Consider the following 12,758-nt stretch of genomic DNA (forward strand, 5'->3'; position numbering starts at 1 on the left):
TCTTACTGTGCGGGAGCCGGCTGCGGAGCCGGGATTGCGGGAGAGCCACCATTGGGCAGGACAGACCGGTTGAAGTAGCGGAAGAACTCCGAGTCGGGGCTCAGAACCAGTCGGGTACCGCTTCCTTTCAGGCCCGCCTCATAAGCCTGCATGGAGCGGTAAAAGGCGAAGAATTCGGGATCCTGGCTGAAGGCCTCGGCCAGGATGCGGTTGCGATCAGCGTCGCCCTGGCCGCGCAGTTCCTCGGCCCGCTGGTTCGCCTCCGCCCGGATGATCGTGGCCTCGCGCTCGGCGCGGGCGCGGATCATCTGAGCCTGCTGATTGCCGTTCGCGCGAAGATCGGCCGCCTCACGCTCACGCTCCGTCCGCATGCGCTGATAGACCGCCTGGCTATTGGCGTTGGGGAGATCGACCCGGGTGAGGCGCACGTCGATCATCTCGATACCGAGGCTGCGGGCCTGCTGGTTCACATCCTCCTGAATGCGCTCCATCAGCTGCGGACGCTCGGTGCGCACGATGGCATCGCGCGAGGCGCTGGCGAGAATGTTGCGCATGGCCGAGTTGGTGAAGCTTTGCAGGCGCTGGTTGGCAAGAGCAATGGTGCCCACGGCCTGATAGAAGCGCAGCGGATCAACGATGCGATAGCGGGTGAAGGCATCGACCTCCAGGTTCTGCCGGTCGGCGGACAGCAGGGTCTGCACCGGCAGGTCGAGATCGAGCACACGCTTCTCGAAATAGGTGACATTGTCGACGAGCGGCAGTTTGAACTTGAGGCCTGGCTCCGAGATCGCGGATTGAACCGCGCCAAAGCGCAACACGAGCGCGTATTGCGTCTGCTGGACGATGAAGATCGAGCTGTAGAGGACGATGGCCGCCAGAATCAGGATGATCAGGAGGCCCGTGCGAAGGACGGAGTTATTCATCGCGTGGTCCCCTGATTGCTGGTGGGGTTCTGGGATTGCGGCACCTGGGTGAGCGGTAGGAAGGGCACGACACCCTGCCCGTTCTGGTCCACGATGATCTTGTCCACGCCGCCTAAGACACGCTCCATCGTCTCGAGGAAGATGCGCTCGCGGCTCACGTCGGGAGCCTTGCGATACTCCTCATAGACCTGACGGAAGCGCGCCGCCTGACCGGTGGCATCGGCCACGGACTGCTCGCGATAGGCTTCCGCCTGCTGGATCGTGCGGGCCGCCTCGCCTCGCGCCTCGGGAACGATGCGGCTGGCATAGGCGGAGGCCTCGTTCTGCACGCGTACGGCGTCCTGCTGAGCAGCGTTCACGTCGAAGAAGGCCTGCTGGACCTCGGACGGCGGACGCGCAGCCTGAAGCTGAACCACGTTGATAAGCACGCCGGCGCCATAAGCGTCGAGCGCCTCCTGCATGATCTGGCGGACCTCCTGAGCGATGCTCGCCTGCTCGGTGGTGAGGATGGCCTGGATGTTGCGGCGGCCGATCACCTCGCGCATGGCACTCTCGGCCACGGACTTGATGGTACCGTCGGGATTCTGCAGGTTGAACACGTAATCCTGCGGGCGCGCCGGATTGATCTGCCAGACCGCATCGAAGTCGATGTCGACGATATTCTCGTCGGCGGTGAGCATGAGGCTTTCCTCGATCACGTCGCGGGGACGGCCCTGCCCTGTCGCCGTGGAACGATAGCCCACCTCGACCCGCTGCTGTGCGGTCACGTTCGGCTTGATCACCCGGCCGATCGGATAGGGGTAATTATACCGCAAACCCTCACCGCTGGTGCTGCTGTATCTTCCGAAGATCATATTGATGCCGACCTCGTTAGGCCGCACCGTGTAGAAGCCGGTCAGGAGCCAGATGGCGATGACGCCGAGAATGAGCAGGATGAGGCCCTTACCGCCCATGGAGCCGCCGGGGATGAAATCCTTGAGGCGATCCTGGCTCCGGCGCAGGATATCCTCCAGATCCGGTGGACCGCCATTACCCTGCGGGCCGCCCGACCCCCAAGGGCTCTTGCCGCCGCCGGATCCGCCACGTTGCCCCCAGGGGCCGCCGCCGCCGCTTTGGTTACTCCAAGGCATAGGACGCCTTTCCTCACTTTGAAAAGACCGGCTCGGAAAGCCGATGGAAACTCGAGGCGGTTTTTGGGTTTTGCCTCTTCCGCCTGTCAAGCCTGCGAATTGGGGATTCAAGAGCCGTTAGTCAACCTTGGCACCGCTCAGGAACGCCTTTCGAGATCAATAAAGGTAAATGGATACTCGTCTTCCGGGCCTTTGGGATGTGCGATCCGCGCCACTTCACAAAAGAGTGTACGGTCGACGGGCGGGAAGAAGGCATCCCCCTCCGGAGCGGCGGCAACCTCCGTCAGGTAAATCTTCCGCACATGAGGCAAGGCAAGCCGGTAGATCTCGGCGCCTCCGACGACGGCAATCGAATCAGCCTCCGTAATGTTCGCGAGTTCCTCACCCTTCGCTACGGCCTCGTTCCAGCTATGGACGATATGGACTCCCGGCGGCGAGAAGCTGCCGTCGCGGGTGAGCACGATGGTCTCCCGCCCCGGCAAAGGCTTGCCGATCGAGTCGAAGGTTTTGCGCCCCATGATCATGGGCTTGCCCATGGTGAGCTCGCGAAAGCGCTTGAGATCGGTTCTGAGCCGCCACAAAAGCCGATTGTCCCGCCCGATCACGCCGTTCTCGGCTGCAGCAACCACGAGGATGAGAGGGATTGTCATCGGGCCTCCGCCAATTCGGCAAGCGCCTCACCGGAGACGCGCTGCACGGTCCACTCATCCATCGGAACGGCTCCGATGGACCGGTAGAATTTCAACGCGGGCTCGTTCCAGTCGAGCACCCACCACTCGAGGCGGGCCAAGCCTTCCGCCATGCAGCGGCGCGCGAGATGCCTGAGCAGCGCCCTGCCGATCCCCTTGGAGCGAAATTCCGGCCGCACGAAGAGATCTTCTAGATAGATGCCGTGGCGCCCCCGGAACGTGGAGAAATTGTAGAACCAAAGCGCAAAGCCCGCAGACCTCCCCTCCCACTCCGCGATGTCTGCGAACACGCGCGGATTGGGCCCAAACAGCGCCATTGCGATATCGGCCTCACTCGCGTCGATCTCGTGGGCGAGACGTTCGTACTCCGCCAGTTCGCGAATGAAGGAGAAGACGAGCGCCACGTCACGCTCGTCGGCTTTACGGATCGTAAGGGTCATCGTTTGTACCGAAACCTGAAAATGCCCAGCGTTCAATCCGCCTGGTCCTCGTCCTCGACCAGGACGCGGCGCGGCGAGCCCCATTCCTCGAGAATGGCGTTCATGTCGTCGAGCACGAAGAAGCGTGCGCTTTCCACGTCGTAACCTTCATCGAGCAGATTGTCGTAGTCCGTCAGCCGATGGCGGATGTACGACGTGATAGAGAGCCACGCCGCCGTCTCGGGCGAGGCCGTATGGAGGCCGCGGCTGCCCAGGGCGTGATCCGTCACGGACTCGAATTCATGCTTTGGGATTCGGGGAGCTAGAACCCGGACGGCGCTCTCGATAGCCTCGCGCCTGTTCATGAGCATCAGACTGCAACCGGTGCCTTGATGGCGGGATGGGGATCATAGCCTTCGATGGCGATGTCGTCGAACGTGAAGTCGAACAGAGACCGCACGGCCGGGTTGAGCCGCAGCGTTGGCAGGGCGCGCGGCTCGCGCGCGAGCTGAAGGTGCGCCTGCTCCAGGTGATTCAGGTATAGGTGCGCATCGCCGAAGGAATGCACGAAATCACCCGGCTGCAGGCCCGTGGCCTGCGCCATCATGTGCGTGAGCAGCGCATAGGATGCAACGTTGAAGGGCACGCCGAGGAACACATCTGCCGAACGCTGGTAGAGCTGACAGGACAACCTCCCCTCCGCCACGTAGAACTGGAATAGGCAGTGGCAGGGCGCGAGCGCCATTCTGTCGAGATCCGCCGGGTTCCATGCGGATACGATGAGGCGGCGGGAATCGGGATTGCGGCGGATCTCGTCGAGCACCCATTTGATCTGGTCGACGGTGCCGCCGTCGGGCTTGGCCCAGGAGCGCCACTGCTTGCCATATACGGGTCCGAGATCACCGTTCTCGTCAGCCCATTCGTCCCAGATGGTGACGCCGTTCTCCTGCAGATAGCGGACATTGGTGTCGCCCTTCAAGAACCAGAGCAACTCGTGGATGATCGAGCGCAGGTGCAGCTTCTTCGTCGTGACAAGGGGGAACCCGTGGGCGAGATCGAAGCGCATCTGATGGCCGAACACGGATATCGTCCCGGTTCCGGTCCGGTCGTCCTTGCGGACGCCCTCATCCATGATGCGGCGGAGAAGGTCATGATAGGCTTGCATGGGGTGCTCCTACTCCCATGGTAAGGGAAGAAGCCCAAGCGTTGGACTCATTTTTCGAATCTTTATCACATCTAATGGTTAACAACTGGGACGAGCTCGATGAGGTGCGTTTTAGCGGCGAGTGTGGCCCGAACGCCGCGATTCAATCGCAATTCACCCTGGTCTCGCCCTTTCAAATTCGATTTCGGCCACCTATATTGGGCGTGCCGGTCGCGAGACCGGCTATGGCGATAAACGGCTATCGGAATAAACCCATCGGACCCGGGGGCGGTACCCGGCGCCTCCACCAAAGCCCAGGCTGATCCTGGGTTTCGGCGGGGGCGAAATAGGATCGACGAGGGCGTAAAGGATAGACTTTCGCTCGGCATGGTTCCGCCGATATCGGGCCGATTCAATAGTTGCCAACGACAACTATGCTCCGGTTGCGGTGGCTGCGTAAGCAGTCCCCAAAGCCGACTCAAAGCCCTAGCGGGTAGCACCGTTAGGCGGGGTTCGGAGGCACCTGGCAACAGAAGCCTCCACTTCTATCTCTCAATAGGGATCGCCTATGGCCGGAAAAGACCTGATCCGCTACGATCTTCTGGTGCAGGACGCGCTGAAGGGCGTCGTGCGCAAAGTGCTGATCGATGCCGGCAAGGACGGCCTTCCGGGCGAGCACCATTTCTACATCTCCTTTCAGACGGATTATCCCGGCGTTCGCCTCTCGAACCGCCTCCGGGAGAAATATCCTCAGGAGATGACCATCGTCCTCCAGCATCAGTTCTGGGATCTGAACGTCACGGAGCACACCTTCGAGGTCGGGCTGTCCTTCTCCGGCATTCCCGAGCGGCTGCTCATCCCCTTCGATGCGCTCACCGGCTTCTTCGACCCATCCGTGCAGTTCGGCCTCAAGTTCGACAGCCAGGACGACGAGGAGGAAGAAGACGCCGAGGCTCCGCCTGCCCCCCAGCCCATCCGCAACTCCGAGCCCGTGGAGCTGAAGCAGCCCCGCAAGCCTCTTTCGGCCGCAGAGATAAAGCCGGCGCCCGAGAAAGCTCCGGCCAGGGCCGAGGTGAGCACGAACGAGACGCCCCCCGATGCGGACGCGGCCGGCTCTTCCGGCAGCGCCGAGGTCGTGAGCCTCGACGCCTTCCGCAAGAAGAACTGACTTTCACCGCCTCTCGGCCGACGCCCACCTCTTCTGCTATTCCCCTCTCCTCGTCATCGCGGCCCTGTGTCGGTGATCCCGACGATGCGAGGTGCAGCGCTCTTTCATGTCGGGACGGCGGGGACGAGTCCGGCCACATGACGGAGGGGAGGCGCACAAGGCCCACTGCTCACTGCGAGCGATGCGTCAGCCGCATCGGCAAGCCGCCATGTGGTCTGAGGGTGATGCGGTGCAGTGGCGCAACTCTATATCCTTGCCTTAGGTCAAGCCGCACCGCCCGTACGATGGTGGCGAGAACGATCACGGCCTCCTGCAGGGCGAAGGCCGCTCCAATGCAGACCCTGGGGCCTGCCCCGAACGGCAGATAAGCGAAGCGGTCGATTCTGGCCTTCTCCTCGGGCAGGAAACGCTCGGGCCTGAAGGATTCAGGCTCCTCCCACAGGGTGCGGTGCCGGTGAAGCACGTAAGGCGCGATCGTCACCACGGTTCCGGCGGGGACCGTGACATCCCCGAACCGGTCCTCCTCGATGGCCGCCCGGCTCAGGAAGGGCGCGGGCGGATAAAGGCGCATCGCTTCGTCGAGCACGGCGCGGGTATAGACGAGCTGGTCCAGATGCTGCGGCTCGAACGGATCATCGCCCAGAACCTGATCGACCTCCCGCTCGATCCGGCTACGGACGCGTTCGTCCTGAGAAATCAGGTAGATGGACCAGGACAGCGCATTGGCCGTGGTTTCATGCCCCGCCCCAATGAAGGTCACGATGTTGGCGCCCACCTCCAGGTCGCTGAGACCCTTGCCGGTCTCCGGGTCGGCGGCCTCAAGGAGCAGGGACAGGAGATCGCGGGGCGCGGGCTCCCCCCGCGCGATCAGAGCCTTCCGGTCCTGGATGAGTTCGTTCACCAGTTCCTCGAAGAAGCGGATGGCAGGCCGCGCCCGCCAGCGTCCGATGCGGGGCACCCAGTCCGGCAAGCCGAAAATGTCCACCGGATCGATGCGGCCCAGGCCCTCGAAATAGCGGGTGATGGCGCGTCCCAGGGCGTCCGGATCGCGGGCCACGCCCTTCGAGAATATCGTTCTCTCCAGCACGTCGAGGGTCACGCGGGTCATTTCGAGGGAGATATCGACCTCCCTTCCCTCCGGCCGGCGCCGCCAGCGGCGTACGAGCCGCTCCGCCGACTCGACCATGGCGGGGAAGAATCCGGTCACGACACGCGGCGGAAACAGGGGAGCGATGGTGCGGCGCTGGAGCTTCCACTCCTCCCCTTCCGCCGTCAGCAGACCCCGCCCCAGGCCGGGGGCCAGGACGCGCAGTTGCAGATCGTCCTTTCGGTAATTGGCCACGTTGTCGACGAGAATGTGACGGATGAAAGCAGGGTCGTTCACCACGGTGATCCGGCCGAGAGCGCCGCTGCCGGTGATGATCCGTTCCTCGAAATGCCGCTCGGTCCAGGTGGTCAGAGGATTTTGGCGAAGGGCCCACAGGAACGACAGCAAACCCGGAGGCTCCTGGAGCGGCTTGGGGGCCGGAGGCCGGAAGGGGGAGGCTTCGAGGGTGTCGGTCATCAGATTTCACAAGCCCGTTATGCGCGTTGGCTGTTGCGGGAGGCTAAGTTTGAGATAAGAACAGCCAACTCCATCGAAAGAGGTCAGGATGTCGCCCTCAACCCGCATCGAAACAGATACCTTCGGCCCCATCGAAGTTCCCGCCGACAAGCTCTGGGGCGCTCAGACGCAGCGTTCCCTCCAGAACTTCCGCATTGGCACCGATCGGATGCCCCTACCCCTCGTCCACGCGCTGGCCATCGTGAAGCAGGCGGCCGCTCTCGTGAACAAGGATCTCGGCAAGCTCGATCCCCGTCTCGCCGACGCGATTGCCGCGGCGGCGGCTGACGTGGTGCAGGGCAAATACGATGACGAGTTCCCGCTCGTGGTCTACCAGACCGGATCGGGCACCCAGTCCAACATGAACATGAACGAAGTGCTCTCGAACCTCGCCATCGAACGCCTCGGCGGCGAGCGCGGCAGCAAGAAGCCCGTTCACCCCAACGACCACGTGAACATGGGCCAGTCGTCCAACGACTCGTTCCCCACGGCCATGCACATCGCCGTGGCGCGCGAGATCAACGACCGCCTTGTCCCGGCCCTCAAGCATCTGCTCAAGGCTCTCGAAGACAAGTCGGAGGCCTTCAAGGACCTCGTGAAGATCGGCCGCACGCACCTGCAGGACGCGACGCCCGTCACCCTCGGCCAGGAATTCTCCGGTTACGCCGCGCAGGTGCGCCTCGGCATCGCCCGGATCGAGCAGACCCTGCCCGGCATCTATGCGCTGGCCCAGGGCGGAACGGCCGTCGGCACGGGCCTCAACGCCCATCCGGAATTCGCGGACCGCTTCGCCGCAAAGGTGGTGGAACTGACCGCCCTGCCCTTCACCTCGGCGACGAACAAGTTTGAGGCGCTCGCCTCCAACGACGCGCTGGTCTACACGCACGGCGCGCTGGCGAGCCTCGCCGCCGGCCTCTTCAAGATCGCCAACGACATCCGCCTCATGGGCTCCGGCCCGCGCTCGGGCATCGGCGAGATCTCGCTGCCCGAGAACGAGCCCGGCTCGTCGATCATGCCAGGGAAGGTGAACCCCACCCAGGCCGAGGCCATGACGATGCTCTGCTGCCAGGTGGCCGGCAACCAGACCACGGTGACCTTCGCTGGCAGCCAGGGACATTTCGAGCTCAACGTGTTCAAGCCGGTGATCGTGAACGCCGTGCTGCAGTCGATCCGGCTCCTCGCGGACGGCGCGATCAGCTTCACGGACAACTGCGTCGTCGGCATCGAGCCGAACAAGGACCGCCTCAAGGAGCTGATGGAGCGCTCCCTGATGCTCGTGACCGCTCTGGCGCCGACCATCGGCTACGACAAGGCCGCCGCAATCGCGAAAGCCGCCCACAAGAACGGCACGACGCTGAAGGAAGAGGCCCTCAAGGCCGGCGTCTCCGAAGCGGACTTCGACGCGGTTGTTCGTCCCGAGACGATGCTTCAGCCAGGCTGATCTGATAAGATTGCGCCATGGCCGAGATCATCAATCTGCGCCAGGCGCGCAAACAGAAGGCGCGGGCCGAGAAAGAGGCCCGCGCCGAGCAGAACCGTGTCACCTTCGGCCGCACAAAGGCGGAGAAGAGCCTGACCAGGGCTGAACGGGAACTGGCGCAACGCCGCATCGATTCACACAAGCGCGATGCCGACGAGAATCCTTGAATGGGCGCAGGAATTCTCAAGCGCTCCGTCTCCATTGCCGGTCACCGGACCAGCATCTCCCTCGAGGAACCGTTCTGGCAGATCCTGCGCGAGATCGCCGAGCGCGAGAACCTCTCCATCCAAGCTCTCATCGGGCGTATCGACGCCGATCGCGGGGAGCAGAACCTCTCCTCTGCCATTCGCGTGTTCGTGCTGATGGATCTGCGTAGCCGCTGACAACTGCAGACTTTAGCGGACGAGAGATCCGGTGACTCGCGCGATGCACGCCATTCTGCGTCGTGGCCGGACTTCGTCCGGCCATCCATCTGTTGAAACCACACTGCCAGGAGACGTCGATCTTTGGCACAGGTCCGCGGATGACGTCGGACCTGTGAGTATCACGTCGGAAAGGCGGCTTTATCGGGTGGGACTGCCATAGATGCTTGGCGGGGCACCAAGCTCGAGCGGGGGATTCAGCGGCGGTAACAATATCTGCGAGGGCGCCAGCTCCGGCGTGTCCGGCTGCCGTTGCTGCTCGGATTGCAGGCGCTCAGCTTCACGACGTGCCCTCTCCGCCTCTTCCTGCGCCTTGGCCCGGCGCGCCGCCTCTTCGGCGGCGGCCTTCGCACGCTGCCGCTCCGCCTCCTGCTGCGCCTGAATCTGGCGCTGACGCTCGGCAGCGGCGCGCTCGAAGGCCTCAATCTTTTCGAGTTCCCGCTTGAGCACGATGGCCGCAAGACCATTACGGAACGGACCCGCGTCGATTTCACGTACGGGATTGGCGAGCGTACCGCGCCAGTTCAGGCCAATGGACGGCGGAGCACCGGACCAGCCGGCCGGCGATGTTCTGGCGACGAGCGAACCGCGTGCGTCGAGTTCAAGTGTGTTCAGGTCGAACGTCACCGCTCCTTGCCAAGTCGACGGTCCGCTCTCGATCACGAATGGAGAAAGCCGCAGCGATCCGCCGACGAGTGCAGCCGATGTGGTGACCGCTTGCGCAAGGAGTGCGGAGCGCCCCAGTTCTGCATTGATGATGGCTTCGGCTCTACCTTCGACGAGAGGCTCGTTCTCGGCCAAGGCGCGCTTCAACGCGCGGTCAAACACAGCAGGATCGGCGGATGGAATACGCAACCTCGTGATCTTCCAGTCGCCCGCACCACCAAGCGCCGAGACGAGCTGAGACATGCTCTCGCCCGCCGTCCCGAACTTCAGATTTCCCGACAGAACTGCCTCGATGGGCGCCGTCCCGCTTAGGGCCCAGAGCGGTACGCTGTCGAGAGCCCCCTCACCGACAACGGTTGCTGTTGTCCCCTGGCGTGTGATGGTCGTGGAGCCTGTCAGCCGGCCGGTGCCGATGCTGGCATCGAGATTGCGGATGGAGATGCCGTCCGGCTGCGCCTCAAGCGTAAAGCTCGCACGCGTGCCCTGGATGCCCCGCCCCAGGTCGAGCGTACCGACCCGGAACATGACCTGCCCACCGCTCACGAGACGGCCGCTCTGCCCGAAGGTGGCGTTCGACCAGATCGCGGTGGCGTTCGGATCGCCTGGTACGTTCAATGCAAGCGCTGCCGCCAGCCATGGGAGGGAAAGCCTGTCCAGAGAAACCTCACCGCCGATCTCCGACCGTGAGCGGACATTGAGGCTCGCTTGCACTGCATTGCCAGCAACCTGTCCGGTGATATCGAGGTGGCTCGCATCGCGCACGCGCCCCAGCGTGACTCGTGCCGTGACCGGCACCGGCGGCTTCACGCCTGCGCCGTCGCCCAGGAGCAGCAAGAATGGCGTAGCATCGGCCGTGACGAATTCCGCCTCGCCGCTATCCACGACATCGTCGTTTTCGCTCAAGGCGAAAGGCCTCAAGGTCGTGATCTGCGCGCCTGCGACGTCGCCAGCGACCGTGACTTTGAACTGACCGGACCCGACGCGGGTGCCACGCAGTTCGATTCTGGACGGCCGAGCGAGTCCTGCCGTGGCGGTGCGGTTCACCCAGCGGCCGGTGTTTTCAGTGGCAAGCGTCAGGTTCAGGTTCTCGGTGCGCCCGTCGACGGCATCCACGCTGCCCTCGATGGCCCCGCCCGCCGCCGTGCCTTTCATCGTCGTACGCAGGCGCAGTTCCGTCGAGCCCGGAGGTGGAGCCACACGTTCGGTTCCCACCTGCACGTTGAGCGCGCCCTCACGCAGGAAATGCGGCACCAGCTTGGAAACCCCTCCGATCCACACGCTGCCGATCAGATCGATCAGGGGAGCGGCGCGTTGCGCTGTAACCTTGCCGCTAATGCTGCCCGAGCCGTCGGGCGCGATACGCCCGCTCACCCGGGCGTTGGCGCCCGCGAGATCCACGATGTCGAGATTTTCGACGAGTAGCGCCGGGCCATCGGAGAGAATGCGCGCCGTGATCCGTCCGGTCGCGGAACCTTTGCCCGCGCTGACACCGCGCGCGTCCAGGATGAACCCGATATCGATGTTCTCGGTCGCGTCGAATACGCTGGAGACCTGCGGCAACTGATCGAGGTCGAGGTTCTGGATCGCAAGCTGAGCTTCGAGCTTACCGCGTTCGTTGGCCTCGGGCGCGGTGTAGCGCAGGTTGCCGGTCGTGATCGCATCGCCGATCTTCACGCGCATCCGGTTGAGCGACAGGACAGGATTGCTGAAGACCACATCCGACGAAGCCTCGACAGGCCGCCCGTCGAGCATATCGAGAAACGGGGAGCGGATCCTGATCCGGTCGAGGTATCGTGCAAGCCGATCCGACGCGTTCGAGGCCAAGGCTACCTTGCCTTCGATGCCACCCTGCGTCGTCAAGCCAAGCTGCCCCTCGAGCGCGATGCGCGTCTCGCCCGGCGCGTTGAATTCGACGCGATGGATCCGCGCCATTCCACGATCAAGCGAAAGGCGGAGATTGGCGTTTGTCAGATCCTCCTGCCCCAGGCCGATGCTGTCGATCTTGAGATCGAGATCGATCGGAACGGTGATGGGCGGCAGAGACCATTGCTTGAGGCGCGAAGAGAAGTCTTGGCCGTTGGAGGACAGAATGAAGCTGTCGGCATCGAGACGTCGCCCCTCGAGCTTCAATGCGATACGGGGCTCGGTGATGCCGATGCTGCCGCCCCCTGTCATCCGCAGACTTGCGCCGCCCTCACCCGCTTCCACAATAACGCTCTCCAGCGCTACCACGCCGTCAGCCGTCTTGAAGTCGGATTCGAGCATGATGGGAATGGGAATGCCGGCAGCGGCGATCTGCGCCGGAGGCCCGAACAACACTCTGGCCTTGCCGGAAATGTCCGGGATATTCGTTCCGGCCAAGGTATCGTCCAAGGCGAGACGAGCCTCGATGTCAAAGCGTGGATAGATATCCCCGCCGCCCGCGAGCTTGACCTGAACGGTCTTGTCCTCGGCGAGTTCGCCCGTAACCAACCGGAAGGGAACGCCTGCCGTGGTCCCCTCGACCCGCCAAGGGCCGATGAGCCTCTGGCCCTCGATCTGGACGTTTTCCGCAAAGGCTTGGTTCGTATGCCCCGTGGCGACCGCCTGGGTGGTGACCAGGAGCTGGCCGACATTGAGGCTGTCGATGGCCCACTCACGCCCACGAGCGCTGCCGGAAACGAGGTCGGGCGGCAGGCGCCAGTCGCCTTTGCCTGAGACGGGAACGCGGATGTCTGCCCGGCCGATACGCGTTTCGGTGAACCGAACCTCGCTTCGAAGGAGCGGCGTGAGCGCGATCTCTGCCAGGACCTCGTCGGCGGTCAGGACCGGGGAATCCGGAGTCTTTCCGCCTAGCCGCAGCCGGTCGAGAACGATCCTTGGCTCGGGCAGCAGGCGAATGGAGATCTCTCCTTCCGTTCGTGCTTCCGTACCGGACGCGCGCGAGATCATCCCGTCGATGGTGCCGCGATGATCCTTCCAGTCGATGAAAGGGGGAACCGCGACGGCCGCCGCCAGGATCAGGATTACGATGGCTGCGATGATCGTCAGGATATCGCGCAAGAGGGTTACATTCTCCGTTTCACTCTAGCTCTCTAGCCTACCGATCACGAGATCGGGAGCGCACCGGGCGCT

12 protein-coding genes and 1 other RNA gene are annotated in these 12,758 nt (G+C 63.6%); 5 read left to right on the forward strand and 8 right to left on the reverse strand.

Features of this window, described 5'->3' with window-relative positions; genetic code table 11:
• Nucleotides 1-2 precede the first annotated feature (2 nt).
• The 6 genes from hflC to GR328_RS01340 form a co-directional block, all read right to left on the reverse strand.
• Nucleotides 3-923 carry a protease modulator HflC gene (gene hflC / locus GR328_RS01315; protein ID WP_246215623.1) on the reverse strand — a complete coding sequence of 307 codons (921 nt, stop codon included), beginning with the start codon at nt 921-923 and terminating at the stop codon, nt 3-5.
• Nucleotides 920-2,053, reverse strand: a complete 1,134-nt coding sequence (gene hflK, locus GR328_RS01320; RefSeq protein WP_160882726.1) for an FtsH protease activity modulator HflK — start codon at nt 2,051-2,053, stop codon at nt 920-922. Before hflK ends, hflC begins: the two co-directional genes overlap by 4 nt.
• A gap of 137 nt (nt 2,054-2,190) precedes the next feature.
• On the reverse strand, nt 2,191-2,703 hold the full coding sequence (locus GR328_RS01325) for a dihydrofolate reductase (RefSeq protein WP_160882727.1): 513 nt from the start codon (nt 2,701-2,703) through the stop codon (nt 2,191-2,193).
• A complete protein-coding gene (locus tag GR328_RS01330) occupies nt 2,700-3,182 on the reverse strand; it encodes a GNAT family N-acetyltransferase (RefSeq protein ID WP_160882728.1) in 483 nt (160 codons plus the stop codon). The genes GR328_RS01325 and GR328_RS01330 overlap by 4 nt, the downstream gene beginning before the upstream one ends.
• Before the next feature lie 32 nt (nt 3,183-3,214).
• Nucleotides 3,215-3,532 carry a DUF2293 domain-containing protein gene (locus tag GR328_RS01335; RefSeq protein ID WP_425486996.1) on the reverse strand — a complete coding sequence of 106 codons (318 nt, stop codon included), beginning with the start codon at nt 3,530-3,532 and terminating at the stop codon, nt 3,215-3,217.
• Nucleotides 3,532-4,326, reverse strand: coding sequence for a thymidylate synthase (locus GR328_RS01340; protein ID WP_160882729.1), 795 nt, complete (start codon nt 4,324-4,326; stop codon nt 3,532-3,534). The genes GR328_RS01335 and GR328_RS01340 overlap by 1 nt, the downstream gene beginning before the upstream one ends.
• A gap of 166 nt (nt 4,327-4,492) precedes the next feature.
• Here GR328_RS01340 and ssrA point away from each other — a divergent pair.
• Both ssrA and GR328_RS01350 read left to right on the forward strand, forming a co-directional pair.
• Nucleotides 4,493-4,849: a transfer-messenger RNA gene (ssrA, locus tag GR328_RS01345) on the forward strand.
• A gap of 24 nt (nt 4,850-4,873) precedes the next feature.
• Nucleotides 4,874-5,473 (forward strand): SspB family protein, encoded by a 600-nt coding sequence (locus tag GR328_RS01350; protein ID WP_160882730.1) that lies wholly within the window; start codon nt 4,874-4,876, stop codon nt 5,471-5,473.
• 169 nt (nt 5,474-5,642) lie between these two features.
• On the opposite strand, the gene GR328_RS01355 is transcribed toward GR328_RS01350, so the two are convergent.
• Nucleotides 5,643-7,037: a cytochrome P450 gene (locus GR328_RS01355; protein ID WP_160882731.1), complete on the reverse strand. Its 1,395-nt coding sequence runs from the start codon at nt 7,035-7,037 to the stop codon at nt 5,643-5,645.
• A gap of 88 nt (nt 7,038-7,125) precedes the next feature.
• On the opposite strand from GR328_RS01355, the gene fumC reads away from it, so the two are divergent.
• From fumC to GR328_RS01370, 3 genes are read left to right on the forward strand one after another with little or no spacing between them, the layout of a single operon-like run.
• Nucleotides 7,126-8,517 carry a class II fumarate hydratase gene (gene fumC, locus GR328_RS01360; RefSeq protein ID WP_160882732.1) on the forward strand — a complete coding sequence of 464 codons (1,392 nt, stop codon included), beginning with the start codon at nt 7,126-7,128 and terminating at the stop codon, nt 8,515-8,517.
• 17 nt (nt 8,518-8,534) lie between these two features.
• Nucleotides 8,535-8,723 (forward strand): DUF4169 family protein, encoded by a 189-nt coding sequence (locus GR328_RS01365; RefSeq protein WP_160882733.1) that lies wholly within the window; start codon nt 8,535-8,537, stop codon nt 8,721-8,723.
• Nucleotides 8,724-8,939, forward strand: a complete 216-nt coding sequence (locus tag GR328_RS01370; RefSeq protein ID WP_160882734.1) for a ribbon-helix-helix domain-containing protein — start codon at nt 8,724-8,726, stop codon at nt 8,937-8,939.
• A gap of 180 nt (nt 8,940-9,119) precedes the next feature.
• Here GR328_RS01370 and GR328_RS01375 read toward each other — a convergent pair whose 3' ends face one another.
• Nucleotides 9,120-12,686: an AsmA family protein gene (locus GR328_RS01375; RefSeq protein WP_160882735.1), complete on the reverse strand. Its 3,567-nt coding sequence runs from the start codon at nt 12,684-12,686 to the stop codon at nt 9,120-9,122.
• Between the last annotated feature and the right edge of the window lie 72 nt (nt 12,687-12,758).

This window comes from Microvirga makkahensis (genome assembly GCF_009830105.1).
In the GTDB taxonomy this organism is placed as follows: Bacteria; Pseudomonadota; Alphaproteobacteria; order Rhizobiales; family Beijerinckiaceae; genus Microvirga; species Microvirga makkahensis.